25 protein-coding genes and 1 pseudogene are annotated in these 25,908 nt (G+C 64.0%); 9 read left to right on the top strand and 17 right to left on the bottom strand.

Annotated features, from left to right (window positions below; translation table 11 throughout):
- Positions 1–2 precede the first annotated feature (2 nt).
- Positions 3–1,569: pseudogene (gene rfaE2 / locus EU811_RS03915) on the bottom strand (D-glycero-beta-D-manno-heptose 1-phosphate adenylyltransferase).
- Positions 1,570–1,724: 155 nt separating this feature from the next.
- Here rfaE2 and EU811_RS03920 point away from each other — a divergent pair.
- Entirely contained in the window at positions 1,725–2,900 is a 1,176-nt protein-coding gene (locus EU811_RS03920; RefSeq protein ID WP_165450146.1) for a glycosyltransferase family 9 protein, read from the top strand.
- Here the strand turns inward: EU811_RS03920 and EU811_RS03925 are convergent.
- Genes EU811_RS03925 through EU811_RS03955 form a run of 7 tightly spaced genes read right to left on the bottom strand, consistent with a single transcriptional unit; the run spans position 2,866 to position 9,725 of the window.
- Positions 2,866–3,561: an SDR family oxidoreductase gene (locus tag EU811_RS03925; RefSeq protein WP_011772894.1), complete on the bottom strand. Its 696-nt coding sequence runs from the start codon at positions 3,559–3,561 to the stop codon at positions 2,866–2,868. The genes EU811_RS03920 and EU811_RS03925 overlap by 35 nt on opposite strands.
- 28 nt (positions 3,562–3,589) lie before the next feature.
- Positions 3,590–5,017, bottom strand: coding sequence for a PfkB family carbohydrate kinase (locus EU811_RS03930; protein WP_142937203.1), 1,428 nt, complete (start codon positions 5,015–5,017; stop codon positions 3,590–3,592).
- Complete coding sequence (locus EU811_RS03935; RefSeq protein ID WP_142937321.1) at positions 5,014–5,700, bottom strand: D-sedoheptulose-7-phosphate isomerase; 687 nt, start codon at positions 5,698–5,700, stop codon at positions 5,014–5,016. Before EU811_RS03935 ends, EU811_RS03930 begins: the two co-directional genes overlap by 4 nt.
- Positions 5,701–5,714: 14 nt before the next feature.
- Complete coding sequence (locus EU811_RS03940) at positions 5,715–6,983, bottom strand: glycosyltransferase (RefSeq protein WP_142937204.1); 1,269 nt, start codon at positions 6,981–6,983, stop codon at positions 5,715–5,717.
- Positions 6,980–7,993 (bottom strand): glycosyltransferase, encoded by a 1,014-nt coding sequence (locus tag EU811_RS03945; protein WP_142937205.1) that lies wholly within the window; start codon positions 7,991–7,993, stop codon positions 6,980–6,982. Before EU811_RS03945 ends, EU811_RS03940 begins: the two co-directional genes overlap by 4 nt.
- Positions 7,990–9,078 carry a glycosyltransferase family 9 protein gene (locus EU811_RS03950; protein WP_142937206.1) on the bottom strand — a complete coding sequence of 363 codons (1,089 nt, stop codon included), beginning with the start codon at positions 9,076–9,078 and terminating at the stop codon, positions 7,990–7,992. The genes EU811_RS03945 and EU811_RS03950 overlap by 4 nt, the downstream gene beginning before the upstream one ends.
- The gene (locus tag EU811_RS03955; protein WP_142937207.1) at positions 9,075–9,725 is read right to left on the bottom strand and encodes a D-glycero-alpha-D-manno-heptose-1,7-bisphosphate 7-phosphatase; all 651 of its coding nucleotides are present in this window, start codon (positions 9,723–9,725) and stop codon (positions 9,075–9,077) included. Before EU811_RS03955 ends, EU811_RS03950 begins: the two co-directional genes overlap by 4 nt.
- A gap of 86 nt (positions 9,726–9,811) precedes the next feature.
- Between EU811_RS03955 and EU811_RS03960 the strand changes: the two genes are divergently transcribed.
- On the top strand, positions 9,812–10,774 hold the full coding sequence (locus tag EU811_RS03960; RefSeq protein WP_142937208.1) for a glycosyltransferase family 9 protein: 963 nt from the start codon (positions 9,812–9,814) through the stop codon (positions 10,772–10,774).
- Positions 10,775–10,816: 42 nt separating this feature from the next.
- On the opposite strand, the gene EU811_RS03965 is transcribed toward EU811_RS03960, so the two are convergent.
- The gene (locus EU811_RS03965) at positions 10,817–11,593 is read right to left on the bottom strand and encodes a sigma-70 family RNA polymerase sigma factor (RefSeq protein WP_142937209.1); all 777 of its coding nucleotides are present in this window, start codon (positions 11,591–11,593) and stop codon (positions 10,817–10,819) included.
- A gap of 141 nt (positions 11,594–11,734) precedes the next feature.
- Between EU811_RS03965 and EU811_RS03970 the strand changes: the two genes are divergently transcribed.
- On the top strand, positions 11,735–12,475 hold the full coding sequence (locus EU811_RS03970; protein WP_142937210.1) for a GAF and ANTAR domain-containing protein: 741 nt from the start codon (positions 11,735–11,737) through the stop codon (positions 12,473–12,475).
- 30 nt (positions 12,476–12,505) lie between these two features.
- Here the strand turns inward: EU811_RS03970 and EU811_RS03975 are convergent, their stop codons facing one another.
- The 3 genes from EU811_RS03975 to EU811_RS03985 all read right to left on the bottom strand — a co-directional run bounded on the left by EU811_RS03975 (position 12,506) and on the right by EU811_RS03985 (position 14,837).
- On the bottom strand, positions 12,506–12,901 hold the full coding sequence (locus EU811_RS03975) for a DUF1761 domain-containing protein (protein WP_142937211.1): 396 nt from the start codon (positions 12,899–12,901) through the stop codon (positions 12,506–12,508).
- Positions 12,902–12,981: 80 nt separating this feature from the next.
- Positions 12,982–13,863: a helix-turn-helix domain-containing protein gene (locus EU811_RS03980; RefSeq protein ID WP_142937212.1), complete on the bottom strand. Its 882-nt coding sequence runs from the start codon at positions 13,861–13,863 to the stop codon at positions 12,982–12,984.
- Between the two features lie 128 nt (positions 13,864–13,991).
- Entirely contained in the window at positions 13,992–14,837 is an 846-nt protein-coding gene (locus tag EU811_RS03985; protein ID WP_142937213.1) for an HAD family hydrolase, read from the bottom strand.
- A gap of 219 nt (positions 14,838–15,056) precedes the next feature.
- Between EU811_RS03985 and EU811_RS03990 the strand changes: the two genes are divergently transcribed.
- Entirely contained in the window at positions 15,057–16,085 is a 1,029-nt protein-coding gene (locus EU811_RS03990) for a hypothetical protein (protein ID WP_142937214.1), read from the top strand.
- 29 nt (positions 16,086–16,114) lie between these two features.
- On the opposite strand, the gene serS is transcribed toward EU811_RS03990, so the two are convergent.
- Positions 16,115–17,395 (bottom strand): serine--tRNA ligase, encoded by a 1,281-nt coding sequence (gene serS / locus EU811_RS03995; protein ID WP_142937215.1) that lies wholly within the window; start codon positions 17,393–17,395, stop codon positions 16,115–16,117.
- A 112-nt stretch (positions 17,396–17,507) separates the two neighbouring features.
- On the opposite strand from serS, the gene EU811_RS04000 reads away from it, so the two are divergent.
- Positions 17,508–18,569, top strand: a complete 1,062-nt coding sequence (locus tag EU811_RS04000) for a diacylglycerol/lipid kinase family protein (protein WP_142937216.1) — start codon at positions 17,508–17,510, stop codon at positions 18,567–18,569.
- Here EU811_RS04000 and EU811_RS04005 read toward each other — a convergent pair.
- From EU811_RS04005 to EU811_RS04015, 3 genes are all read right to left on the bottom strand, one after another.
- Positions 18,566–18,796 carry a hypothetical protein gene (locus EU811_RS04005; protein WP_142937217.1) on the bottom strand — a complete coding sequence of 77 codons (231 nt, stop codon included), beginning with the start codon at positions 18,794–18,796 and terminating at the stop codon, positions 18,566–18,568. The genes EU811_RS04000 and EU811_RS04005 overlap by 4 nt on opposite strands.
- A gap of 105 nt (positions 18,797–18,901) precedes the next feature.
- Positions 18,902–19,834, bottom strand: coding sequence for a prephenate dehydratase (gene pheA, locus EU811_RS04010; RefSeq protein ID WP_142937218.1), 933 nt, complete (start codon positions 19,832–19,834; stop codon positions 18,902–18,904).
- A 32-nt stretch (positions 19,835–19,866) separates the two neighbouring features.
- Positions 19,867–20,193 carry a rhodanese-like domain-containing protein gene (locus EU811_RS04015; protein WP_142937219.1) on the bottom strand — a complete coding sequence of 109 codons (327 nt, stop codon included), beginning with the start codon at positions 20,191–20,193 and terminating at the stop codon, positions 19,867–19,869.
- A gap of 175 nt (positions 20,194–20,368) precedes the next feature.
- Between EU811_RS04015 and EU811_RS04020 the strand changes: the two genes are divergently transcribed.
- The 3 genes from EU811_RS04020 to EU811_RS04030 are packed head-to-tail and all read left to right on the top strand — an operon-like array spanning position 20,369 to position 24,095.
- Positions 20,369–21,112, top strand: coding sequence for a Type 1 glutamine amidotransferase-like domain-containing protein (locus EU811_RS04020; protein WP_142937220.1), 744 nt, complete (start codon positions 20,369–20,371; stop codon positions 21,110–21,112).
- A 7-nt stretch (positions 21,113–21,119) separates the two neighbouring features.
- The gene (locus EU811_RS04025) at positions 21,120–22,541 is read left to right on the top strand and encodes an amidase (protein WP_446698039.1); all 1,422 of its coding nucleotides are present in this window, start codon (positions 21,120–21,122) and stop codon (positions 22,539–22,541) included.
- Positions 22,542–22,595: 54 nt separating this feature from the next.
- Positions 22,596–24,095 (top strand): peptide MFS transporter, encoded by a 1,500-nt coding sequence (locus EU811_RS04030; protein WP_142937222.1) that lies wholly within the window; start codon positions 22,596–22,598, stop codon positions 24,093–24,095.
- Positions 24,096–24,187: 92 nt separating this feature from the next.
- Here EU811_RS04030 and EU811_RS04035 read toward each other — a convergent pair whose 3' ends face one another.
- The gene (locus EU811_RS04035; protein ID WP_142937223.1) at positions 24,188–24,829 is read right to left on the bottom strand and encodes a DUF4190 domain-containing protein; all 642 of its coding nucleotides are present in this window, start codon (positions 24,827–24,829) and stop codon (positions 24,188–24,190) included.
- 220 nt (positions 24,830–25,049) lie between these two features.
- Between EU811_RS04035 and EU811_RS04040 the strand changes: the two genes are divergently transcribed.
- On the top strand, positions 25,050–25,805 hold the full coding sequence (locus EU811_RS04040) for an SDR family NAD(P)-dependent oxidoreductase (protein WP_142937224.1): 756 nt from the start codon (positions 25,050–25,052) through the stop codon (positions 25,803–25,805).
- Positions 25,806–25,908: the final 103 nt, after the last annotated feature.

Consider the following 25,908-nt stretch of genomic DNA (forward strand, 5'->3'; position numbering starts at 1 on the left):
CCTCAGGTCTGCGGGGCTTCGCCCGTGGAACGGATGCGTTCCAGGACCGCTGTGGTGGAGTGTTCGGGCACGTAGTCCAGGATGGTCACCGTGCCGCCGTGCCTCGGTTTCCTGGAGCATCTCCGGTGTGTAGTCGCCGCCTTTGGCATAGACATCCGGCCGCAGGAGATCTATGAGCGGTATGGGCGTGGGGGTATCGAAAACCGTGACATGGTCCACGCAGCTGAGTGCCGCAATGACTGCCGCCCGGTCCGCTTCATAGTTGACCGGCCTGTCCGGGCCCTTGAGTTTCCGCACGGAGGAATCGCTGTTCAGCGCCACCACCAGCACATCACCCAGTTGCTTGGCCTGGTTGAGGTAACGGGTGTGGCCGCGGTGGAGTACATCGAAGCAGCCGTTGGTCAGCACAATCCGTTTGCCCTGCCGACGGTGCTCATCCACCTGCCGGGCCAACTCGGCATCCGTCAGTGCTGTATCGGCGAATCCCCGCAGGTGCTTTGCCAGTTCGACGGTGGTACAAACGGAGGTACCTGGCCGGTGGACCACCACATCGGCGGCCGCTTGAGCCAGGTTCACGCTGCTGGTCAGCGGCATTCCCGCGGCCCGGGCGATAGTCAACGCCGCCACGAACGTATCGCCGGCACCCGAAGCTTGTTTCTCCGCCTGCGGCCGCGCCCAGGTCCGGTGGGTTGCCGGCTTTTGCAAGGTGTCGTTACGCCGGATCGTCAAGGTTCCCTCGCGGTCCAAAGTCACGACGACGGCGGCCGCACCTGAGGCGCGCAGGAGCTGGTCAGCGTGGGCTTCCACAAAGGGACACCTGGCAGCGCCTCCGGGAAACTCGGTCCCCAGCAGCCCGGCGGCCTCCTGCGCATTCGGGGTGGCAAGGTCCGGCTTGAGCCCGGCCCAACGTCCTGGATGGTGAGCGTCCACTACCAGCAGCGTGTCCTGCCGGGCATTGGCAGAGCCGGCTTCCGAGGAAACCGGTACGTCGCTTCCGGGACCCAGGTGATCGAAAATTGCATCCCGCACCGCACCGTCCAAAGCGCCCGCTCCGTAGTCGCAGAGAACCACGGCTGATGAGCCGCGGAGGGCTTCCGGGACAGCAGCGGCCATCTGGCGGAGGCCATCAGCGGGGAGCTCCTTGGAGGCATCGTCCAGGCGCAGCATCACCTGCCCGCCGCTGCTCACCCGGAATTTGGTGGTGGTTGTCATGCCTGCATGGGCGACGACGTGCGATACGTCCACTCCCGCCGAGCTGAGCTGATCCAGTAGCGTGTGGCCTCCGGAGTCCTCTCCCACCAGTGAAACAAAGCGAACGTCCGCCCCCATCGCGGCGAGGTTCATTGCCGTATTGGCGGCACCTCCCGGGGCGAAGTCGCGGCGCTGGACCTGGACCACAGGGGCCGGGGCTTCGCGGCAGAATCGGTCTATGGTTCCATCCCACCAGCCATCCAGAATGGAATCTCCGATGACCGTCACAACAGGACGTTCCTCGGCCAAGCGACCCGGCAACCAGTCAGCCAAGCCTTCTTGATTGGCCAGGCCTTCTTGATTGGATAGGCGTGCCATGGGGTACCTTCCGATTGGGCTCACAGTTTCCTGTTCCCCTCAGGTACCCCGCGGCGGGGTCTTCACACGACGGACCAAGGAGTTTCCCGCACGGAGTTCCAAGCGCCGCTCCGCAAGCGGGGGCCCGCAGCACAGCCAGCGAAAGGAATCATTCCATGGAGAAACCGCTGACGACTCCGAGCCCCAGCGTGGGTCCAATCCTGGAAAAGTTCAATGACGTCAAGCGAATAGCGGTCCTCAGGGGCGGCGGTTTGGGAGACCTGATCTACACCTATCCCGCCCTCACTGCGTTGAAGAACGCATACCCCGATGCCACCATCACGCTTCTGGGCACTCCGGTCCATGCGGCCGTGGTGGCGGCGACGGAGGGTCCCGTTGACGACGTCGAGATGCTACCCGTGACGCGGGGCGTCCACGATGGCCCCCGCAACGGCGAGCGCTTCGAGGATGATGCGGAGGACGTCGCGGCGCAGCAGGCCTTTTTCGAAGCCATGCGCGCCAGGAAGTTCGATATTGCGTTACAGATGCACGGCGGAGGGCGCTTCTCCAACCCTTTCCTGCTCCGCCTTGGTGCGCGCCACACAGTGGGCACGCGCACCAAGGACGCGGATCGGTTGGAGCGGAACCTGGACTACGTCTACTACCAAAACGAACCGGACCGCTGGCTGGAGCTCGCAGGTTTGGCCGGAGCTCCGCCGATCATCGCTCCTCCCCTTCGCCCGCTACCGGAACATCAAAGGAACATCGCGGGATTCAGGGACCCTCAACGGAGGTCTTTGGTGGTGGTCCACCCGGGTGCCACCGATCCGCGAAGGCGATGGCCGGCGTCGTACTTCGCTGAAGCGGTGGCCGCAGCAGCAGCCGAAGGGGCGCAGGTGTTGATCGTGGGTGACCGTTCAGAGAAGGCCTTGGCGCAGGAAGTGGCGGAATCGGCGGTCCGGCATCTCACTGAGGTGGACAGCAAAGCCGTGCGCTCCGTGGCTGGCGAATTGGACATTGGAGACTTGGCTGCGCTCTTGGCGGACGCCACGGTGATGCTCGCCAGCGACAGCGGTCCGCGGCACCTGGCGCAGGCGTTGGGGACGCCTACGGTAGGAATCTTCTGGGTAGGCAACGCCCTAAACGCCGGTCCGCGCGGTCGGAGCCTGCACCGCGTCCATATGTCGTGGGTGACCCGGTGCCCGGCGTGCGGGGCGGACGTGACCCAGGTGGGATGGACGGCACCGCATTGCGGCCACGACGACACCCTCATCAGGGGCATCGCCGTGGCCGACGTTGTTCAGGACATGCTGGACCTTACGGCCACGAGCCTTCTTCTGCGGGGCAAATAAGGAGTTCGCGGACTTCGCTGCCGAACGGCTGCGAGAGGGCGAACACCACTGCCTGAGCCACGTTGGCGGGATCGTTGAGCTTGGAATCGTCCTGCGGCTTGTACTGTTCGTCGCGGTCGTCGAAGAAGTGGGTCTTCATGCCGCCCGGGATGATGGTGGTGACGCCGATGACTCCCCCTGTTTCTGCGGCCAAGGCCCGGCTGAAGCCGATCACTCCGAACTTCGAGGCGCAGTATGCCGTGGCATCAGGCAGCGCCCGGAGCCCGAGTGTGGAGGCGATGGTGATGGCCCGGCCCCGGGATCCCTTGAGGTACGGCAAAGCTGCCCGGATGACGGACACTGTGCCTAGGAGGTTCACTCCGATGACCTTCTCCCACTCCTCTGCCGGAACGTCGCCCAACTTGCCGCAGCGATCAATGCCTGCGGCAGTGACCACCCCATCCAGGCCGCCCAGGGTTTCGGCGGCCTCCTTGACGGCAGCTTCCACTGCTTCGCGGTTGGAGACGTCCACTTCCAAGGCTTTGGCGCCGGAGACGTTGCTGACGTCGCGGTCGAAGACGAAGGGTGTGCCGCCGGCGTCGCGGATGGCTTCCACGATCGCAGCGCCAAGTCCGGAGCCGCCTCCAGTGACGATGACGCGGCCGGGTGTTTGCGTGTTCATGCGGTTCCTCTCGGTGATGGTTAATTGGTCAGCTGACCTTGGCAAGCGCTGCAGCCAAGCCGCTGGTGGAGCGTGCCGGGTGGAAGGGCACTGTCACGCAGCGCCCTCCCCAGTCCGCCAACAAGCGGGCTTCCGGCAATACTTCGGGCGTGTAGTCGCCACCCTTGACCCAGATATCGGGCCGGATTTCGCTGAGGCAGGCTTCGGGGGTGTCCTCGCCGAAGACCACCACGGCGTCAACGCATTCGAGTGCCAGCAGCAACTCCGCCCGGTCTTCGACGCTGACGATTGGCCGGTGTGCGCCCTTGAGCCGCCGGACCGATTCATCGGAATTCAGGCACACGATGAGGCAATCGCCCATGCTGCGCGCGGCGGCCAGCGTCCGGGCGTGGCCGGCGTGGAGGAGGTCGAAGCAGCCGCCAGTGGCCACCACCGTGCCGCCTCTGCTCCGCACGGCCCGGGCCAGTTGGACGCCGTCCGGATGCAGGTCACCGGGGTCCACCACTTCAAGACCCTTAAGTTCGACGACGGGACTCGCTTGGTTCCCGGAAGTTGACGCCGCAGCTTCGGTCACCGCCGCCAGCGATGCCGCTCCGCCCGCTGCCAGGAATGCCGACGCATCCTCCACTGCCTTGGTGGCAGCCTGCCCGAGCCCGAGCCCGAGCCCCAAGTGCACGGCGAGGCTTGCGGCGAGTCGGTCGCCGGCTCCGCACGGATCGCTGACGATGGTCCTGGGCGCAGGGATGCCTTGTGCAGCATCACCTGCGGCGAGAAGGAGTGCCCCCTCTTCACCCTTGGTCACCAGAACGGCGCCGCTTCCCCACTTTTGGAGCAGGTGTTGGCCAGCTTCTTCGGCACCGGTACGGGACGGGTCCAAGCCTCCCGCTTTGGCAGAGGCCAACGCTTCGGCAAGGTTGGGCGTCACGACGGCGACCCCCTCCACAGGTTGGGAACCGGCAGGATGAGGGTCCCACACCACAGGGACGCACTTGGCAGCATCTGTGAGGGCGGAACGAATCTCCGCGATGGCGGCGATTCCTCGGCCGTAGTCGGCCACCACAATGGCATCCGCCGAGGCAATGGCATGGAGCATTTCTTCCGTACAGGCCGGGACGGGAGCCGGCGCGCATCCTTCGTCGAACCGGACCATCGGATGCGTCCCGATCCTCACGCGCGTCTTGGTGGGCGTCGGGGCGAGCGGGGCTCCGGCGAGCACAGACACGCCGGTCAGTGCTCGCCTGAGGTGGCTGGCGCCGTCGTCGTTCCCCAACGCGGTGACCAGCGCGACGTCGTGGCCGTCGTGCGCGAGCACGGTAGCCACCAGACCCGCACCACCTGCACGACGCCGGATGTCGGCCACGTCCACCACCGGCACCGGCGCGTCGGGGCTAAGCCGCGTGGCGGTCCCGTTGATGTCGACGTCGAGGAGGACATCCCCAACCACGGTGATCCTCAAGGCTGCCGCCCTCCGAAGGAGTTCAATGCCGAGCCGGCCCGTCGGGCTACCTCGGCATCAAAGGCCCGGCACACGGCGTGGACGGCAATGAGGTGGCCTTCCTGGGCGTTCGCGGCGATAGCGTCCACGGTGATGGCTTGATCGCAGGCCTCGGCGAGCGGGTTGGGGCCGGTGCCCGTGAGTGCCCAGGTGGTGATGCCGCGTTCTTTGGCGGCCCGCACTGCCTTGAGAAGATTGGGGCTGCGGCCGCTGGTGGAGAGCAGGATAAGAACATCCCCGGCGCGGCCGTGGGCCCTGACTTGGCGGGCGAAGACTTCCTCAAAGCCGTAGTCGTTGGAGAGTGCAGTGACGGCGGAGGACTCTGCGTGGAGCGAGATCGCGGAAAAGGGCGCGCGCTCCTCGTCGAACCGGCCCACCAGCTCAGCAGTGAGGTGCTGCGCCTCAGCAGCTGAACCGCCGTTGCCAGCCGCCAGCAACCGTTGCCCGGATAGCAGCCTCTTGGCGAGTTCGGTGCCCCACTCGGATAAGCGACCCGACTGCGAGCGCAGGGATTCCAGAGCGGGCAGGACGTTGTCCAGGTGTTTGGTGACCTCGGCGATGTGGTTGGAATTGCTGGCGTCCGGGGACCACCGGGCAGGCACGTTATCCGGGAGTGCCGACGGGAGGGTGGATTCTTGGGCCATAAGGCCTTTGATAGTCACAGTGCCGTTCCTTCCAATGGTTCCAAGCGTTCGCCGGCTTGCCGGGACAGTCCTGCCGCCAGAACGGATCGGTAGGCTTTCTCGGTGTCTGCGGCGATGCGTTCCCAGGAGTAGCGGGAACGGGCCCGCCGAGCACCGGCACGGCCCATGTCGGCGCGAAGATCAGGATCTGCCAGCAGCTTTCCCAGCGCCTCGGCCAACGCTTCGGGGTCACGGGGCGGGACATGCAGTCCGGTCTTCTGATCCACCACGGTTTCCCGCAGTCCGCCCACAGCTGCTGCCACCACAGGCACGCCGCAAGCCATGGCTTCAAGGGGCACAATGCCGAACGGCTCATACCAAGGAGCACAGACCACGGCGTCGGCGCTGCGGAAAATTCCGGGCATCGCATCCCGCGGGACCTGGCCACGCATGCTCACTTTGTCCTCGACGTCAAGTTCCTTCGCCAAGGTATGGAGGCGCTGGGCTTCCGGGTCTTCTTCAAGCGTCAGGGCGTCACCGGAACCGCCCACAATCAGCAGTTCCACGTCGTTGAAGCCCGCCTCTGCCAGCAGCGGCAGGGATTGGATGATCAAGTCCACGCCTTTGCGTTGCACCAGGCGTCCCACGCTGAGGATGCGATGCGTGCGGGACTTGGTTTCGGCGTCGGACGTTCCCGGGAACAACGTGAGATCCACACCGCAGGGTGCGACTGAAATTTTGGACCGGCTGATGCCAAGGGCCTTGAGTTCGAAGACCTCATCGGGGCACGTGGCGATGACCCAGTCCGCGGTGCGTCCTACCCACGGTTCCAGCCATTCCCGGGCCGGCGGGCTGGTGTCCGCGGCCCCTTGGTGGCGGCGTTTCACCGATCCGAGGGCATGGAAAGCCTGCACCACTGGTACGGGATCCGCTGCTTGTGCCCGGCGGGATGCTTGGATGGCAGCGAGTCCGGACATCCAGAAGTGAGCATGCAGCACGTCCGGCAGGTGGCCGGCCCAGTCTGCGCAGATCCCGTCCGCCAGCTCTCCCATGTACGGCAGGAGATCGTCTTTGGGAATGCGCCGGGCCGGACCGGCATCCACGTGAACAACGCTGAGTCCCGGCCCAACCTGCACCTTTGCAGGTAGATCGGGGTCATCGCGCCGCGTGTACACCGTGACCTGATGTCCGCGGTCTGCCAGCGCTGAAGACAACGCCGCCACGTGGACGTTTTGCCCTCCGGCGTCAACGCCTCCCAAGGCGGCCAACGGACTGGCGTGTTCGGAGACCATGGAGATTTTCATGGGTGCGTCCTCTCTGTGTGGTGGCGGCGGGCGCCTTGGGGGAGGTCAGCCAGGAGTTGGTCCCAGGCGCCAAGAAACGTGTCCAGCCCATAGCGTTGCAGCGCGGCCTCGCGGGCCACCATGCCCATGGCGTAGGCGTCGTCGGGGTCATCCAGCAGCCGCCGGGCGAACCTCTGGAGATCGCCGACGTCGTTGGAAACCAAGCCTGCACCGCGCGGAATGGCGCGGCTCGCCTCGGTGGTGGCTAGTGCCAGGACGGGCATGCCAAGGTGCATGGCTTCCAGCAGCGCCAACCCGAGCGAGGTCCAGCGCAGGGGATGAAGGTACAGGCGGCAGCGGGCAAGTTCCTGGTGGAGTTTCGGGGCTGGGACGTCACCGGCGATGCGTAGCCTTTCCTCGCTGAGGCCGAATCCCTTGAGGTTCAGTGCTTCGGGCAGGGCCTCTGTCCCCATGCCGAAGACCCGCAGCGGCCCCACACCGGCAAAGCCCGGGAGCAGGTCCGTTCCCGTGACCCGCCCACGCCGGACAGGCTCGTTAACCACCACGCCCATCTCTTCCTGCTCCCCCGTGTACAGGTGTCCGGGGTCCGGGATGCCGTGCTCAATCACCGTGGTGGTTGCCGTTCCCGTGTCCCAAAAGAGTTGATTGAAATGGGTCACGTGGACCACGGGAATGGCGCCCTGGTCCGCCAAGGGGTGCAGGGTGAATGGGACGTCGCCCTTGGGGGTGTTGTGTTCCAGGTACACGGCCGGGAGGTCAACGCCGGGGCTGCGGCCAAGGGTTCGGGCAACTGCTGCGATTTCTTCCGGCCGCTGAAGGACAACAGCGTCCACACTGCCAGGGTCCAGGGTTTCCAAGTCCACTTCCTGCGCGGCGGCAGGCCACTGACGGCCGCCTCGCCCCAAACCCCACGCGCCGCCGTCGGACGTTTTCGGCAGCAGGTACTCATGCCGGCCGCGGACGAATGCCTCCATCCACCCGCCGTGGACGTGCCACACCAGAATCCTCATGGTTTCCACACCTTCCGTCGGGTGGACAGAGATGACACGCCACCCAGGAGCCGTTCAACAGCTTCCACAACCTGTTCCGGGGTCACTGAGCTCAAGCAGGGATGCCCGGCGACAGGGCAAACACGGGCACGGGAGTTCTTGCAGGGCGCCTCCTGGTCGCCCAGCAGTTCCAGCGGGACGCCGTACGGTGCCCATCGGATGGCTGGAACCACCGGGGCGAACAGGCACACTACCGGCGTTCCCACCGCTGCCGCCAGATGGGCGGGACCGGTATTGCCGGTGACTACGACGGCGGCTCCCGCCAGTACCGCTGCGAGCGTCCGGAGGTTGGTTCCACCGCCCAGGTTCCGGGCAGCGGGGCCGGCCACCGTTGCCGTGAGCGAGTTTTCGTCCGGGCCTCCTGTCACCACCACCCGGTGCCCGTACGCCTCCAAAAGTTCCACAGCTGCTGCGTGGTGAAGTGCGGGCCATGCCCTTGCCGGTGCGGCAGATCCCGGATGAACCACAATGTACCGGCCCTCATCAGCCAGCTCATCAGCCACACCTTCAGGGTCCTCGCCGGTGGTGATGCGAAGCTTCCCATCATCCCCGTTGGGCAGCACATACCCGCCGGCCTCCGCGATGGTGAGCGCCCGGATCGCTTCCGGTTGATCCTCCGGGAAATCCTCGCCAGGTTTGAGCCGCACATCCAGGAGCGAACCAGCGTAGTCCGTTGATGCACCCGTGATTTTTTTGACTCCGGCCAGTCGAAGGAGCATCGCCAGCGGAAGCGGGGACTGGTGGAAGGAGGTAAGAATGACCGCTTCCTGAATCCGCGAACTGCGGACAAACCCGATCAAGCCCCGGGTCATCTCATCCGTGACAGGCGGCGCGGGATTCACAATCCACGGGCACGCCCACGTGTGCACTTGCGTGACTCCTGGCAGTAGCTCCGCTGCGCTCGATCCTTCGGGACCGCAGAGCAGAACCACGTCATTGGGTCGGCTGCCATCGGGGCGGCTTCCGTTCGCAACGGCCCGCAGGGCGGGTCCGGAAAGGAGGACATCGCCCATACTGTCCAGCCGGGCTACCAGGACGCGGCTCATACAGGGGCATCCTGCTCGTCCAAGGTCCGGGCTATAGTCCGGTCCGGAGTTCCGTCCAGAGTCCGGTCCGGAGTTCCGTCCAGAGTCCAGTCCGGAGTTCCGTCCAGAGTCCAGTCCGGAGCCTCCGTCAGCAGGAGCTCCACCGCATGGCCCAGGTCCTCCGCAACACGGTGGGCCGCCTCGATCTCTTCGCGTCGCGTGACTTCCGTTGGCACCAACACAGCCTTAACACCCGCAGCAGCAGCCGCCTCCATGTCAGCACCAATGTCGCCAACGAAGGCCGCCTCCTCCGGGCTGATACCCAGGGTGTGGCAGGCGTCCAGGATCATTCCCGGCCGGGGCTTGCGGCAGGCGCAACCGTCCTCTGGTCCGTGCGGACAGAACTCCCACACGTCGAACGGTCCCAGTAACTGATCCACCCGGTGGTTGACGGAGTGCATCTGCTCCACGGTCAACAGCCCACGCGCCACGCCCGACTGGTTGGTTACCACTCCCGTGGCCAGCCCTGCCTGGCGTACTTTTTGCAATGCTTCACGGGCACCATCCATGGGTCGCACCAGCTGCGGATCGCCGTTATATGGCACGTCAACAACCAGTGTTCCGTCGCGGTCAAACAGGACCGCCTTCAACGTTACGGTTCCTCCCATACCCGCAACGTTCCCCGGTTCTCCCGGCGCTAAACAATGCGGCCCCGAGAAGTTTCCTGCAGCTAGACTCCTAGCGGGAGGCCACCTTGGACACAGTTTTGGACAGTGACGAGAACAACCATCAGCCGCTACTGCTTGCCTTGCGCGCCCTGAAAATGGGGGACCTACTGGTTGCCGTCCCGGCACTGCGGGGCTTGCGCCGGGCGTTCCCCGAGCACCGGATCTTGTACGCCGCGCCTGCATGGATTGCCGAGGCTTTGGAGTTGGTGGGCGGCATTCACCACCTGCCAACCCCAGGGCTCGATGACCCCCTGACAGTTCCCCGGGGCGCTGTGGACATCGCCGTGAACCTGCACGGAAACGGCGCTGAAAGCCGTTTGCGGATTGACGAACTCCAAGCCAACCGGGTGGTGTCGCATGCTTCACACGGCACTGAAGGGCCTGAATGGATCACCGGCATACCGGAGCGCGAGCGCTGGACGAGGCTGCTCAACTGGCACGGTATCGACGCCGATCCCCTGGACTATCGGCTGAACCGTCCCGCGATTTCGTCGCCGCGTCCCGGCGCCACCGTTGTGCACGTGGGGGCGGCCTATGGCAGCAGGCTGTGGCCGGTGGAACGGTTCGCTGAGGTTGCTGTGGAACTTGCCGCGGGCGGGCACGAGGTAGTTCTCACAGGAGGCACGTCAGAGCGCGGGCGCGCTGAGGAGACCGCAGCGTTGGCCAAACTCAAAGGAGTAAATCTCGACGACGGATTGCTGGCCGGGCGGCAAGGTCTCGCCGAATTTGCGGCCACCATCGCCGAGGCCCGCCTCGTGATCTCAGCAGATACCGGCGCGGCGCATCTCGCGTCCGCGTATGAGCGCCCCTCGGTAGTGCTGTTCGGCCCGGCGCCCGCCGAAGAGTGGGGGCCGCCGCCCGGACCGCACGTGGTGCTGACCGCCGTCGAACTCCGCCGTGGTGATGTGTTTTCAGCGGATCCCGATCCGGCGCTTTTGGCCGTCAGTGTCCGCGACGTCGTGAACGCAGTGGAGGGGCTGCGCTGTTAGAAACCCGCTTCCGGCGGTAACCCGGGTTGTCATTCCAGGCTTTTAGGGCGCCGTCCCGTCCTGCAGTTGGGCTTCTTCGTCCAACAGTTGTGTTTGGAGGGACACCAGGATTTTGGAGAGCTTGCGCGACACCTGCATCTGCGACATTCCCAACCCCTCCGCGATGGTGGACTGCGTTTCCTCCCGGTAATAGCGTCGGTACAGCAAGTGCCGGTCCTCAGCGCTCAGGCCGCGGATGGCGTTGCGCAGAGCCAGCACGTCCTCCAGCCGATCCGTGGGGCAGCCGAACGCTGAAAGCGATCCTTGGAGACCATCACGCCCCTCGGACGCGGGCACGTCGAGGGAATCCGGGCGCTTGCTGGTGCCGGCCATGAGTGCTTCGCGGGCCTGGCACGGCTCCAACTGCAAATCTTCGGCCACCTCCTCCGGAGAGGGGGTGCGTTGGAGTGTTTGGGTCAATTCCTCCGTCCGGGCCAGCACTTGGCGCCGGACATCCTGGATGATCCGTGGTGGGCGGACCACCCAGCAATGGTCGCGGAGGTAGCGTTTTACCTCACCCGCGATGGTAGGTGCGGCGTAGGCGGGAAAACTGACCCCTTTTGCCTCGTCATAGCCGCGCGCCGCCTTGATGAGGCCCATGTACGCCACCTGCCTGACGTCGTCGAGGTCGTGAGTGTGGGCGGAATATCTGGCGGCTATGGACTTTGCCAGATTGAGGTGGTCCAGGACCAGGCTGTCCTGAAAGCTCTGGCGGATTCTGCCTTCCGGCGAATGGGTGGGGGGACGTGTGGGGACGCCAAAGGGTGGGATCTGTCGCATGGGGCTTCAATCCTCGGACCTGCTGGTTAGGGTGAGCCCACGGCAAGACTCCTTAAAAAGAGAAGCACACTTACTATTAGCTTTCAACGGGTTCTCGGGGTTAGTCTCGAAAGGTAGCCAAATCAGGGATTGGAGTTCCGCATGGAAGAACCTCAGCTCGCCGAGCCGACTACAGTCGTGGCCGATATCCAAGACCTGCTGCTCGATACCCCTGACGTTGAAGCCTTCCTGGAGGAGCTGGCCAGGCACTCGGCCGGCATGTTCAGCACCCCCGGAAACGAGGTCTACTGCGGCATCACGCTCATGCGACACCGCTCCGCCGGGACGGTGGCCAGCAGCGGTGAGCGCGCCCGGATGCTGGATGAACTGCAGTACAACTTCGACGACGGGCCGTGCTTGCGTGCCTGCCGTGAAATCACCCAAGTGCACATACCTGATTTCGCCAAAGACAACACCTGGCCGGAGTACAACAAGATCGTCACTGAACACGGCATCCGGTCCGTCTTGGCAGTGCCATTCCCCCTCAGTGATGACACTGCAAGGGCTGGCCTCAACCTCTACTCCGAATACCCCAATGCCTTCGACCAAGCCGCCGTGCAGCGCGCCAACGACTACGTGCAGCAGGCGTCCAAGGGCCTGCGCCTGGCTGTCCTGATCGCCGAGCACAGCCAGACAGCCAACAACCTCCGGGCAGCCATGGAATCCCGTACCGTGATCGACGTGGCAACAGGGATCATCATCGCGCAGAACCGCTGTACCCAGGAGGAAGCGATTGAACTCATCAAGAAAGCCTCCAGCAACCGGAACGTCAAGCTCCGGGTAGTTGCGCAGGCCATTGTTGAATCGGCGGGCGGCGGGACCGTTCAGACATACTTCAAGTAACGCTGCTGCTTTGAGGCGCCACCCCAGCTCCTAGCCCTGCATCGCGCCTATGATGGCGCCCATGGCGGTGAACGTGACTACGTTGTAGCTGGCATTGATAGCGAACAGAGTCAGGCTTCGGCGTTCGAACAGGTAGTTCACGCCGAGCGCTGTTGCTACCCATCCCAGTCCAGCGGCCAGGCCGGCGAAGGTTCCGAATGCGAGCCCACCACGGCCAATGAAGGCGGCCAGGAAAACAGCCATCACCACGGCAAGAAGGAACGAGCCCACAAAGACGCGAACCGTTCCGGACTTCAGCTGCTCATCGCTGACACCGGCCGCCTTTTGCCATGGCTTGGCGAACAGCAGCGAGTACCAGAGCCCGCCGACAACGAACGTCGCCAGCGCAGCCAACAACACGGCGAGCCAATTGATCTGAAGGTCCATCGGTATCCTCTCAAGAGCGGGTAGATCCTGAGATGACTGTAAGTACTTCAGCCCGCGGGGTCTTGTAAAAAAACCGCAGGCTAGCTGGTGACTTCCTCCAGCGGGACGAACGTGGCGTACTCCGCACCATAGCTCTGCACCACCTGCAGGTACTCCGTTGGCGTGTACCCACTGAAGCGCCTGAAGGACCGGATCAGGTGCGGCTGATCGTAATAGTCGGCCAAATGAAGAAGCTCGCGGCCCGGCACCGAGCCCTTCGGCAGGGCCGCCGCTTGGTTCACCATCCTGTTGAAGCGGCATACATCCGAATACGCTTTTGCCGTGGCTCCGCAGTCCCGCATCATGATCCGCTCCAGCGTGGACGGGCTGACACCCAGATCCTTGGCCAGCACGCCGATCGCTACGTCCTCCTGCGCCAGGATTTCTGTAGCTTTCTCCACCCTGGGATCCGCCCGGTAGCTGGGCCTTAGCCGTTGGTGGAGGAAGGTGCTCAGGGCCCCGAACGCCTGCTCGGGTTCCGCGTCGGTGAGGTTCGTGCGTAGTTCCGAAAAACCCGGGAATACAGTCTCGGCGTCCACCACACGGTTCTGAAACACCGACGGCGGTTGGCTGGTGAACGCTGCCAGGCCGTAGGGGGTCAGGCGGGCACCAACGTTGAAGAGCTGGGCAGGGTTCTCGCTGATCAGGTAGCTGCGTTGAAGGCCCGCGTAGAAACCCGTGGACACTTCAGTTGAGCCGGCTTCCGTCCGGGTGGTGCCTGTGCCGGCTTCCTGGGCGTTGGCGGCAATGCCGGTTTCCGGCGGGCTGATGAGCCTGTAAGGGTCGGAGAGGTTCAGGATCAGGTGCGCAGACGGCCCGGGGAGGATCTTCTCGTACCTTGCCTGCGGCTCAGCGCGGAGAAACCACAGCCCGGTGACGAACGGCTGGAGCCCGGGAGGTGGTGGGCACTCTTCATAGAACACAGGCCCAGTCTAGGCAGCTCAACGCCTCGGAGCCCGCCTTTGTTCGCAACCCCCGCCGCTCAGCGGTGAGGGTTGCGAACCGGAGGTGTGTTGGCCACAGCGGTTCGCCCGGCTAAGACGAGCGGCAGTTACAGGAGGCTGCGCAAAACCTGTGCCGCGCCGTCGTCGAGCACTGAAGCGGTGACCTCATCCGCGACGGCAATGACCTCGTCAGGCGCCTGGCCCATGGCTACGCCGCGACCGGCCCACGTGAGCATCTCGATGTCGTTGCGGCCATCGCCCACGGCAACCGTGTTGGCCTGGTCCGTTCCGAGCTTGTGGCGCAGAACCTCCAAGGCGCTGGCCTTGGTGACGCCCTCGGCTGCGATGTCCAGCCAGGCGGTCCATCCCACCGAGTACGTCACGCCGGAAAGTCCGATGTGCCTGATGGCCTCATTGAACTCATCCGAGGTGTTCTCGCTGCTGAAGACCACTACGCGGACTGCCGTGGCATCCAACATGGTCTGGAAGTCGACGCCGATGGACTCCACACCGAAACTGGCATCCTGGAAGCGCTCCGTGGAGAGGAAGTTTCCGTCCTCATCCTCCAGGGCGTACTTGGCGTTGGGCAGCCGTTCCCGCAAGGCCTTCAGAGCCGGAGCGGGGTCGAACGTTGCCTTATGGATGATCTCGTAACCCTTCTCCAACGACGGATCAAGGCGGAGGGTCACACCACCGTTACAGCACACGGCGTAGCCTCGCTCGAGGCCGATCTTCTGGATGATGGGAAGCGTCGCATTGAGCGAGCGGCCGGTGGCAATCATGACGTCGTGGCCGCTTGCAACCACAGCCTGGGCGGCGGAGCGAACTCCCTCCGACATGTGGCCGTCGTGGTCCACGAGTGTGCCGTCCACGTCCAATGCCACCATGTACTTGTTGTTGTTATTTGGCTGGTCATCGATGCCAGCAACTGGAGTATCAGTCAAAATAGTCATACTTACAGTAGAGCAGACACCCCGGACACTGAACTAGGACCGACGCCACAGCTGCGCGTTAACGCACGGTGAATACCTGTTCCGAGTTTCACCCTCTACCGGACAATTCACCCCCGCATCCGCCGGTGAATTGTCCACATAACGGTGAACAACCGAACCCTTTCCACATAGCCCTACTGAGCGGGAGTCACGTGAATCCCTGTGCAGCAACAGTGGTTCATGGACTACCAGAACGAATTCATAGTGGCTGCCCGGCATGAACTGGAAACAGGTGCATCGCGGCAGCTCAGCAGACGGTACAAGAAGGGTGAGCTTGTCCGGGTACGCCAGGGCGTATACGTGGACAAACAGCATTGGCTGGGGCTCAAACCCTGGGATCGATACGCTGCAACCGCACGGGCCGTGGCAGCGGAGAACCCTTCCGCGGAGTTTTGCTTCGAAACAGCCGCGTTACTCTGGGGACTGCAGATGGTCGGCGTTCCATCGCACATCCACCTTGCCAACGCCTCGCGCGGGCATGCCGGCGCTCGAAAGCCGAGCACCAGCGCAGCCACCCTGGATTCCTCGGGAACCAGCGGTCTGGAGCGGATCCGCGGATATGGCATCTACCGGCACTACTATTCAACCGACACCGTGTACCTGCGCGGGTTGCGACTCACAGGACCGGCGCGAACGGCCGTTGATGTCCTGGCCAGGGGTTCGTTCACCAAGGGCGTCACCTTGGCCGATCACGCGATCAGTGCAGCAAGGTTTCCGTCGCTTTTCATGAGCAAAGCGGCACTTAGCGCGGCAGCCGAGGGCCTTGCTTCCGAGGCCAAGAGACAACGCGTAGAGCACATTCTGAGCTTTGCTGACGAGAATTCCGGCTCCGCGGGCGAGTCGCTTAGCCGCGCCCAGATGCACCTTCTCGGCTTCCCTGCTCCGGAGTTGCAGTGCGAGTTCCGCGATGCCATGGGGTTCGTTGCCCGTACGGACTTCTTTTGGCGGGACCAACGAGTAATCGGAGAGTTCGACGGCGATGCAAAGTACTTGAGGGACGAATATCTGGGTGGACAGAGCACCAGGGAAGCGGTCCTCGCCGAGAAGAAACGTGAGGACAGGCTGCGTGCTCTCGGGTTCAAAGTAGTGCGATGGGACTGGGCAACGGCCAACAATCCCGCCTTGTTCAGGGCAAAACTCCTCGCGGCCGGGCTGACCCCGCAAAGAAACACCCTCCTACGGACAATTCACCCGCGCACTCGAGGGTGAATTGTCCGTAGAAGGGTGACAAGTGGAATCTAGAGAACCGGGAGAACCTCAAGGCCGCCAAAGTACTTCTGCAGCGCCTTGGGAACGTTGACGGAGCCGTCCGGGTTCTGGTGGTGCTCAAGGATGGCAACAATCCAGCGCGTGGTGGCCAGCGTGCCGTTCAGCGTGGCAACGGCTCGGGTTCCCTTGGCAACACCTTCGTCGTTGACCACGCGTTCCCGGATGTTGAGGCGACGCGCCTGGAACGTGGTGCAGTTGGAGGTGGAAGTGAGCTCGCGGTAGGCGTTCTGCGTGGGGACCCAGGCTTCGCAGTCGAACTTGCGTGCCGCGGACATGCCCAGATCACCGGCAGCTGTATCGATCACGCGGTAAGGAAGCTCGCACTTTGCCAGCATTTCCTCTTCCCAAGCCAGCAGGCGCTCGTGCTCGGCAGCGGCTTCCTCCACAGTGGTGTAGATGAACATCTCCACCTTGTTGAACTGGTGCACGCGGATGATGCCGCGGGTGTCCTTGCCGTGGGAGCCGGCCTCGCGGCGGTAGCAGGAGCTCTGGCCTGCGTAGCGGATGGGGCCGCCAGAGAGGTCCAGGATCTCGTCTGCGTGGTAGCCCGCGAGGGCCACCTCCGAGGTTCCCACGAGGTAAAGGTCGTCTTCGGCGAGACGGTAGATCTCGGCGTCGTGCTTTACGTCAAAACCGGTGCCCTGCATGGTCTCGGGGCGCACCAAAGTGGGGGTGATCATGGGGACGAAGCCGGCGTCAATCGCCTGCTCCATGGCCATCTGCAGCAGCGCCATTTCCAACCGTGCACCGACGCCGCGGAGGAAGTAGAAACGCGAGCCGGACACCTTGGCGCCACGCTCCATGTCAATGGCACCGATCAGCTCACCGATTTCCAGGTGGTCTTTCGGCTCAAAATCCTTGAACTCGCGGGGAGTGCCTACGGTCTTGACCACAACGTAGTCGTCCTCGCCGCCCTCGGGGACTCCGTCAACAACAAGGTTGGGGATGACCCGCAGCAGCTCTTCCTGCTTGGCCTGCGCTGCGGCAGCCTCGGCGGAAGCGGCCTTGACCGAGTTGGCCAGCTCTTTGACCTCGGCCAGGAGGGCCTGCTTTTCTTCGCCCTTGGCCTGAGCCACCTTCTTGCCGAAAGCATTCTGCTCGGCACGCAGGGTTTCGTGGCGAATCAGCGCGGCACGGCGATCGGAGTCAGCGGAGATGATCGCGTCCACAACGGACTCGTCGGCGCCACGGGCGCGCTGGCTGGCCCGGAACTTGTCCGGATTTTCGCTGAGGTCTTTTACGTCGATCACCAGACAAGAGTATTCGAATCTGCCGCGGTTTTCCGGCCCGCAGCGGGCAAAGTCCCTCCGTCACGGGCGTGAGGCAAGAGGAGACTGCCCGGGAGGATAGTGTGGGAGCACCATGAGCGACTGGATCCTGTACCTGATTCTCGCTGGGGGCGTGGTTTTTGCCGTCTCCAGTTGGTGGGGTGTGCGCCGACTTAAAGCCCGCCACATCAGGAGCGCGGTCCGGGAGGACTCACACAAGCCCGGCCCCGGGGACCAGCGCGTGGCGGTCATCCTCAACCCGGTGAAAAACAACGCCGAAGAGGCCCGCCAAGCCATCATCGACGCCTGCGATCTAGCCGGCTGGGACCCGCCCAAGTTCTTTGAAACCACCGTGGACGACCCCGGTTACGGTCAGTCGCGCCAAGCGCTGGCGTACGGGGCCGACGTCGTTCTGGCGTGCGGCGGCGACGGTACAGTGCGCGTTGTGGCAGAGTCGCTGGCGCACAAGAACGTTGCCATGGGCCTTGTCCCGCTGGGCACCGGTAACCTGCTGGCCCGCAACGTGGATCTTGACGTGACCGACCTCGCTGACTGCATCCAGGTGGCGTTGTTCGGCAACCAGCGCTACATCGATACCGCCACCATGGGCGTGGATAACGACATCACGGGCGAGTCAGCGAAGCACACGTTCCTGGTCATCGCCGGCATGGGCCTGGACGCCGAGGTTGTGGGTGACACCAAGGAAGACCTGAAGAAGAGCGTTGGTTGGCTCGCCTATACGGAGGCAGGCGTCCGCCACCTGCCCGGGCGCCGCAAACGCGTCACCATCACCATGGACGACCAGCCCGAGCAGGCACGCAAGATCCGCAGTGTACTGTTCGCGAACTGTGGCCTGATTCCCGGCGGCATTGATTTCATCCCTCAGGCCATGATTGACGACGGAATGCTGGACATTGTGGTGATGAGTCCTCGCAGTGCTTTCGGCTGGCTCGCCATGTACACGAAGGTTTTGTTCAAGCACAAAGCGAACCTGCCGATGATGAGCTTCTACCGTTCAGGGAAGGTCATCATCCGCAGCCAGGAACCCATGGCCACCCAGCTGGACGGCGACCCCTCAGGCGAGGCGACAACCGTCACCGTGCAAGTGGAGCCGGCGTCCCTGCTGGTGCGGGTGCCGAAAGCCAAAACCGTTTAGAGAGCGCCGACGTCCGGTTTTGCAGCATCCCTCTCGGCTTCCTCAGTGGCCGCCTTGGCAGCAGCGCGAGCCTCAGCCTGCTCCTTGATCATCGCTTGTTCTTCTTCAAAGCGGAGTCGGTCAGCGCGATCAGCTTCATCGCCATTCCAGTCGTCCTGGTTATCGCCAGTGGGCTTCGGATTGACGATCATGCCCTGGCCGTCTTTGTCATCCCGGTGGACAGACATGACCGCTCCTTTCATTTGCCATTCATCCATCGTTTATGGATCAGGCAAGCATACGCACAGAAGCATTCTTGCGAAAGGGCAGACGCTCCGCCTGTGGATAGCGGGCTAGGAGCCCTTCAGGATTGAATCCACCCACGCGTGCGCCGAAGCGAAAGCAGCGTCAGAAGTGTGCGGAGCAACCACGGCCGGCTGCTTGTCGGCACGGGCATAGGAGCCCAGGAACCGGGTTGCCGGACTGATCCGGTGCAGGCCTGCAAGCGCGTCAGCCACCCGCGAATCAGTGGCGTGCCCATCAGCGTCGATGCTGAAAAAGTAGTGGCCCAGGTATTGTCCAGTGGGCCGCGATTCGATGCGGCTCAGGTTCACGCCGCGGGACGCGAATTGGTCCAGGATTTCCATGAGTGCGCCCGGGTGATCCTCCGGCAGCGGCACCACCACGGTGGTCTTGTCCGCGCCCGTTCGGTCCGGAAGGAGGCCGGGCTTGCTCACCAGGATGAACCGGGTGACAGCCTCGGGGTTGTCGCCAATGTCCTCGGCCAAGACGTTGAGGCCGGGTTGTCCGGCAGAAACCAACGGGGCACAAATGGCTGCGTCATAGGGGGCGTCGTCCTCCAGCAGGCCCATGGCGGATGCCGCCGTCGAGGATCCGGGGAAGTAATCGGCCTGCGGGAGGTGCTCATCCACCCACAGACGGCATTGCGCCCAGGCATGGCCGTGCGTCGAGATCCGCTTGATGTCCGAAAGCTCGACGCCGGGCCTCGCCACGAGCACGAACGTGATGGGAACAAGGGCCTCACGGATGATCCGGAGCTCTTGGCCCGTGGCAATCGCGTCCAGCGTGGCAGTGACCCCGCCCTCCACCGAGTTCTCGATGGGCACCATGGCCGCGTCAGCCTCTCCGGCCCGGACCCGATCCAGCGCCGTATTGACGTTGGTGCACGGGACTCGAGTGGCGTCGGTAGCCCCAGGGACCTGCATGAGGGCAGCTTCGGTGAAGGTGCCCTCGGGGCCGAGGAAGGTGTAGGTGACTGCTGACATCGGAGATATTCCTTGCTGGTTATATACGCGGGTTACAGAACTACCGGCTTGAGCCCGTTATCCGAAACCATGGGTTTCCCCGCCTCAAACCACATGTCCATGCCACCGGCAACGTTCACGGCAGAATAGCCCTGCCCCACGAGCCACTGGACAGCGCGGAATGACCGGCCTCCGGTGCGGCAGATGACAAAGAGATCGTCATCCGGGTCAAGTTCGTCCAGGCGTGCCGGCAGCTGGTCCATGGGGATGTGCACTGCACCTTCCGCGTGCCCGGCCACCCATTCGTAGTCTTCGCGGACGTCCAGAATGCTGGCATCTGCCGGAATGTCGCCCACAGGTACGGTATCGAAGTCGCTCATGGCGTTCCCTTCCCATCGATTTAGTCCAGCATCCAGCCTAGTCCCCGATGCATGGCACCGTAACTTCACGGGACACCGCAACGCCACGGAATCACCTGCCCTTGCTTCCCGGCGCCAGGACGTTAAGACTGGGACGGAAGCGCCTTCCCACCCCCGGCCCGTTAGGAGTGCCCGAATGACCTCTGGACAAGCAACCATTCTGGCGACCTCCGGCGGCTACAAGCCGGGTGAGCGGACCCGGATCGAGTTCAACCACCTGATGCACTACGCAGTGGAGCTCTCGGGCGTCAGCGGCCGGGCACCCCGGGTGACACATATCGGGACTGCATCCGGTGATCAGCGCTGGTGGGCTGCGGAAATGGACCAGGCAGCACGCATTGCTGGGTTCGATTTCAGTCATCTCAACCTCTTCACCATGCCCAACATCGAGGACCCGGAAGCGCACCTCCTGGAGCAGGATGTTGTGTGGGTGAACGGCGGCTCGGTGGTGAACCTGCTGGCTGTGTGGCGGGCGCACGGACTGGACGGAATCCTGCGGAAGGCTTGGGAGAGCGGAGTGGTATTGGCTGGCGTTTCGGCAGGGTCCATCTGCTGGTATCAGGGTGGTGTGACCGATTCTTTCGGCCCGGAACTCAAGCCTGTCACCAATGCTCTGGGCTTCCTCCCCTACGCCAACGGCGTCCATTACGACTCCGAGTTGCGGCGCGCCCCGGCCATCCACAAGCTGGTGGCCAACGGCACGCTCGGCGAGACCCATTGCACGGACGACGGCGTTGGGCTGGTTTACCGGGGCACCGAACTTGTGGAGGTGGTGTCCGAAGTGAAGAACAAGGCTGCCTTCCGGGTGACAGCCGGCGCCGGCGAAAGCGTGGACGCTGTTGCTGTGGAGGAACGGTTGGAGCCACGATTCCTTGGTTGAGCCTCCCCTGCAAGAAATTTCGCAACTGACAGCCGTTGAGCTCCGCAATGCCCTCGCTGCGGGCGATCTCTCCGCCCGGGAAGCCGCCGAGCATTTCCTGCAGGCCATCGAATCGCGGAACAGGCAACTGGGTGCCTTCGTCACCGTCACGGCCGAACAGGCCCTCAAAGACGCCGCGGCTGCAGACGCGCTGCACGCAAGGCTGGCCCGGGAGGGCCGCCGCGAAGAACTCCCCGCCCTCCACGGCATGCCCACCGCCTTCAAGGACCTCACGGATGTGGCCGGCGTGCCCACCACGCACGGCAGCGCAGCCCTCGAGCACAAACCAGCTCCGGAGGACGGCGCCCTCTCAGCTACATTGAAGGCGCAGGGCGTCATCTCGCTGGGCAAGACCCAGGTTCCGGAATTTGGACTTACGGCCTACAGCGAAAACCGGGTGGCACCGCCGTCGCGCAATCCGCATGCCTTGGGACGAAGCTCGGGCGGGTCGTCGGGCGGCAGCGCTGCCGCGGTGGCTGCAGGGCTGGTTCCGTTCGCGCCGGGTACCGACGGCGGCGGCTCCATCCGGATTCCAGCAGGCGCCTGCGGACTGGTTGGCCTAAAGCCGGGACGGGGCTTGGTGCCAGGCGGCGCCAGCGCGGGCGATGCCGCTAAATTGGTGGTTGCCGGGCCGCTCGCCCGGACCGCGGCAGACGCAGCACTGCTGATGGACGCGCTGGTCCCGCGGGATCAAGCGCCCGACGGCGGATACCTCGCCAATGTGGGGCAGGCCCCGGAGCCCTTGAGGATCGGGGTGAGCTTGGACAGCCCGTGGGCCGGTATCTACCCGTTCCAGATCGACGAAGAAGCAGCTGATGCCTTGGAGCTCGGGACCAAGCTGCTGGAAAAAGCCGGCCACAGCGTCACCGAGGCCGGCATCCGCTACGACAACCGCTATCCCGAAGCGTTCACAACAGCCTGGACTGCCGGCGTCGGGAGTGCCCGCATAGCACCCCAGCGTGAGGCGCTGCTGACCCCGTTGACCCGGACGTTCCGGCGTCGAGCGCAACAGCGGAGCGCCTCGAAAGTCAATGAAGCGCTGAGTTTCCTGCGGCAATTCGAGCACGACACCTCGGCGCAGTACGCGGAGTGGGACCTGATCCTCATGCCCACTTTGGCGCAGACACCGCGGCCCATCGGCTGGTTTACCGGCGGCGGCCACAGCGGCGAGCCGTGGCCGAGCGAGTGGGCCGGCGATGCCGATGAGGACTACAAACGGCAGTGCGAGTACGCTCCGTGGTCCTCCATGGTGAACGTCTGTGGGCTCCCGGCCATCAGCATCCCGGTGCACACAACTGCCTCAGGGTTGCCCATGGGAATTCAGATCATCGGCCGGCCGGGATCTGAACTGCAACTTCTCCAGCTTGCAGCCGTCCTGGAGGCCCGGTAACCAGCACGTCTAACATATGGAAAGTGGTTGCCCCGGGCATTGATCGATGTGACAATGCCCGCAGTCAGTGCCAGCATTGAGAAAATGAGCACACCTCAAACCACGGCTGAGTCCGCACAGCCAGCGGGCGATACGTCATTCTTCGGCCACCCAAAGATGTTGGCCAGCCTCTTCTCCGTGGAAATGTGGGAGCGATTCTCCTTCTACGGCATGCAGGGAATCCTGCTCTACTACATGTACTTCACCGCCGAGCAGGGCGGTCTTTCCATTGACCAGGGACTCGCTGCTGGTTTGGTGGGCGCGTACGGTGGTGGCGTTTACCTGTCGACGATCCTCGGCGCCTGGCTCGCCGACCGTCTCTTCGGCTCCGAAAAAGTTCTGTTCGGCTCGGCCATCATGATCATGGCCGGCCACATCGCACTGGCGCTGCTTCCGGGCGTTCCGGGCCTGATAGCGGGCCTGGTGCTCGTAGGTATCGGCTCCGGCGGCTTGAAAGCCAATGCCACGGCATTGGTGGGCACCCTCTATGGCGAGAAGGACGAGCGCCGCGACGCCGGCTTCTCCATCTTCTACATGGGCATTAACATCGGCGGGCTCATCGGCCCGCTGGTGACCGGCTGGCTGCAGACGAGCTACGGCTTCCACGTGGGCTTCGGCGCCGCAGCCGTGGGCATGGCCATCGGCCTGGTCATCTACGCGTTGGGCCGCAAAAGGCTCCCCGAGGAAGCGCACCGCGTTCCCAACCCGCTCCCGGCGAAGGACCGCACCAAGTATGGTCTGATCTTCCTGGCCATCCTGGTTGTCATCGGCGTTCTGCTTGGAACGGGGCTCGTCAACGCCAACAACCTCGCCAGCAGCATGGCCTACGCCGCAATTGGCGCCGCTGTGATCTACCTGTTCCTGATCTTCCGAAGCCCGCTGGTCACCGGCATTGAGCGCAAGCGCGTGGTGGCCTTCATCCCCTTGTTCATTGCATCGGCCGGGTTCTGGGCACTGTTCCAGCAGCAATTCACCTTCATCGCTGTGTACTCGCAGGAGAAGCTGGACCGCAACCTGTTCGGCTGGGAAATGCCGGCCGCCTGGGTTCAGTCCATCAACCCGGTGTTCATCATCATCTTCGCCGGCGTCATGGCTGCCCTCTGGACGAAGCTGGGTTCCAAGCAGCCGAGTTCGCCGCTGAAGTTCTCCGCCGGCCTGTTCATCATGGGACTGGCATTCCTGGCGTTCATCCCGCTGGCCGGCGAGGGCAAAACTCCACTGCTGGCGCTTGTGGGCATCCTGTTCATGTTCACCTTGGCCGAACTGTTCCTCTCCCCCATCGGCCTGTCCGTCAGCACCAAGCTCGCCCCGCAGGCGTTCCACACCCAGATGGTGGCCTTGTTCTTCCTGTCCGTCTCACTCGGCACCACGCTGGCCGGCATCCTCGCCGGGCTGTACAACCCCCAGGACGAACTCCCGTACTTCCTGGGGATCGGCGGCGTTGCAGTGGTCCTGGCCGTTGGCTTGGCTGCGGCTACGCCCGCGATCAAGAAGCTGATGGGCGGCGTTCGCTAGGCTTCCCGGCACACGGCACGCAACCTTAACGACGGCGACCCTTGGGTCCGGTGGAAATCCCACCTGACGCAAGGGTCGCCGTCGTACGCGTCTTAGTAGTTGTAGCGGCCGCTGCTTGACGCGCCAATGGCGACGAAGAAGATGATGCCAAAGATCAGCGTCAGCGCAACGCCGAGGTAACCCATCACCAGGCCGGCGATCGCCATGCCCTTGCCTGCAGGCTCACGCTTCAGGGCGAGGTGGCCCAGAATCACGGCTGCAATCTGCGGGAGGATGAAGAACCCGAAGCCAACGTAGACGGCGATGCCACAGCACATGCTGGCAATGCTCAGGCCCTTGGGCTCGGCCTGCATGGCGTAGTAGGCGGGCTGGCCGTAGGGTGACTGCGGCTGACCGTAAGGCTGCTGGCCGTAGGGCTGCTGGTTGAACGCCTGCTGCTGGTACGGGCTGGGCGGCTGGCCGTAGGGCGAGGGGGGCTGCTGGCTGTAGTCACCCGGCGTGTACGGGTTCTGGTCTTGCGAGCCCTGTTCGTAGGGCGGGATCGGCTGGGTGACGTTGGCGCCGTATTCCGGAGCGCCGTGTTCGGGAGCGCCCTGTTCAGGTGTGCTTTCGGCGGACGGGCTCTGGCTGTACGTGCCCGGCTCGGGCGCGCTGAACTGTGCGGGCGGGACGTACTGGGGCGGTTCGTAGCCCGCAGGCTTATCCTCGTTGCCCTTGGATGGCTGGTCTGACATAGGTATCCCCCTGGATGTGGTCTTTGGTCCCAACACTACCGCCGCCAGGGGCGCCACATAAGGTAGCGCGCGACCCGCGCGTGTGCCACCGAATCACGTAGGGGCATATTCATGCATACGCATGGAATATTTTCGAGCCGGACTTGGTTTTCATCGATAGCGACCTAAATCATCGCTCACCAACGAAATCTGCGGGGCCCTGTCCCGCAAAGGAGGAATCATGGGTAACTTTGAAGGCAAAACCGCGCTCGTCACCGGCGGAGGCTCCGGCCTCGGGGAAGCAATCAGCAAGGACCTCGCGAAGAACGGCGTCAACGTTGTTGTTGTGGACGTCAACCTCGACGCCGCCACGCGCGTAGCCGAGCAGATCACGGCCGACGGCGGCACTGCAGTACCGTTCCAAGGCAACACTGCTGTGGCCGAGGACAGCAAGAAAGCCGTCGACTTCGCAGTGGAGACGTACGGAGCCCTCAACTACGCCGTCAACAATGCCGGTATCGGCGGTGCCAGTGCTCCCGTTGGAGAAATCGACATCGAGGACTGGGACCGGGTCATCGCCATTAACTTGAGTGGCGTCCTCTACGGAATGCGCTACCAAGTCCCGGCCATCCTTGCCGCCGGCGCATCCGAGGGCGCCATTGTGAACATGGCATCGATCCACGGCGCCGTAGCCGCTCCCGGCAACGCCGCGTACACCGCAGCCAAGCACGGCGTTGTGGGCATGACCAAGAACGCGGCGGCTGAATACGGAACCCAGGGGCTTCGCGTCAATGCAATCGGCCCCGGCTACATCGACACTCCCTTGCTGGCCGCCGCGCCGAAGGAAGTTGTCAGCGGGCTCGAAGCGAAGCACCCGCTTGGCCGCTTGGGCACGGCCGAGGAAGTCGCGAACGTCACCACGTTCCTCCTCTCCGACAAGGCCAGCTTCATGACCGGCTCCTACGTGCTCGTCGATGGTGGCTACACCGCCGTCTAGCGTTCCTGGTTTCGTTCCCACTGGGTTGTTCGCTACCCCTACCCCCGATCGCGCCCCTAACCTCTGGAGCGAATAGCGCGAAAGGGTGCGCCACCGGTGAACA

Source organism: Arthrobacter sp. TS-15 (genome assembly GCF_006964045.1).
GTDB lineage: Bacteria > Actinomycetota > Actinomycetes > Actinomycetales > Micrococcaceae > Arthrobacter.

Bases quoted from the DNA above. Each gene is read 5' to 3' on its own strand.
- EU811_RS03920 (WP_165450146.1), top strand. From the start codon at position 1,725: ATGGAGAAACCGCTGACGACTCCGAGCCCCAGCGTGGGTCCAATCCTG.
- EU811_RS03925 (WP_011772894.1), bottom strand. From the start codon at position 3,561: ATGAACACGCAAACACCCGGCCGCGTCATCGTCACTGGAGGCGGCTCC.
- EU811_RS03935 (WP_142937321.1), bottom strand. From the start codon at position 5,700: ATGGCCCAAGAATCCACCCTCCCGTCGGCACTCCCGGATAACGTGCCT.
- EU811_RS03940 (WP_142937204.1), bottom strand. From the start codon at position 6,983: ATGAAAATCTCCATGGTCTCCGAACACGCCAGTCCGTTGGCCGCCTTG.
- EU811_RS03945 (WP_142937205.1), bottom strand. From the start codon at position 7,993: ATGAGGATTCTGGTGTGGCACGTCCACGGCGGGTGGATGGAGGCATTC.
- EU811_RS03950 (WP_142937206.1), bottom strand. From the start codon at position 9,078: ATGAGCCGCGTCCTGGTAGCCCGGCTGGACAGTATGGGCGATGTCCTC.
- EU811_RS03955 (WP_142937207.1), bottom strand. From the start codon at position 9,725: ATGGGAGGAACCGTAACGTTGAAGGCGGTCCTGTTTGACCGCGACGGA.
- EU811_RS03965 (WP_142937209.1), bottom strand. From the start codon at position 11,593: ATGCGACAGATCCCACCCTTTGGCGTCCCCACACGTCCCCCCACCCAT.
- EU811_RS03970 (WP_142937210.1), top strand. From the start codon at position 11,735: ATGGAAGAACCTCAGCTCGCCGAGCCGACTACAGTCGTGGCCGATATC.
- EU811_RS03975 (WP_142937211.1), bottom strand. From the start codon at position 12,901: ATGGACCTTCAGATCAATTGGCTCGCCGTGTTGTTGGCTGCGCTGGCG.
- EU811_RS03985 (WP_142937213.1), bottom strand. From the start codon at position 14,837: ATGACTATTTTGACTGATACTCCAGTTGCTGGCATCGATGACCAGCCA.
- EU811_RS03990 (WP_142937214.1), top strand. From the start codon at position 15,057: ATGGACTACCAGAACGAATTCATAGTGGCTGCCCGGCATGAACTGGAA.
- EU811_RS04000 (WP_142937216.1), top strand. From the start codon at position 17,508: ATGAGCGACTGGATCCTGTACCTGATTCTCGCTGGGGGCGTGGTTTTT.
- EU811_RS04005 (WP_142937217.1), bottom strand. From the start codon at position 18,796: ATGTCTGTCCACCGGGATGACAAAGACGGCCAGGGCATGATCGTCAAT.
- pheA (WP_142937218.1), bottom strand. From the start codon at position 19,834: ATGTCAGCAGTCACCTACACCTTCCTCGGCCCCGAGGGCACCTTCACC.
- EU811_RS04015 (WP_142937219.1), bottom strand. From the start codon at position 20,193: ATGAGCGACTTCGATACCGTACCTGTGGGCGACATTCCGGCAGATGCC.
- EU811_RS04020 (WP_142937220.1), top strand. From the start codon at position 20,369: ATGACCTCTGGACAAGCAACCATTCTGGCGACCTCCGGCGGCTACAAG.
- EU811_RS04030 (WP_142937222.1), top strand. From the start codon at position 22,596: ATGCCCGCAGTCAGTGCCAGCATTGAGAAAATGAGCACACCTCAAACC.
- EU811_RS04035 (WP_142937223.1), bottom strand. From the start codon at position 24,829: ATGTCAGACCAGCCATCCAAGGGCAACGAGGATAAGCCTGCGGGCTAC.
- EU811_RS04040 (WP_142937224.1), top strand. From the start codon at position 25,050: ATGGGTAACTTTGAAGGCAAAACCGCGCTCGTCACCGGCGGAGGCTCC.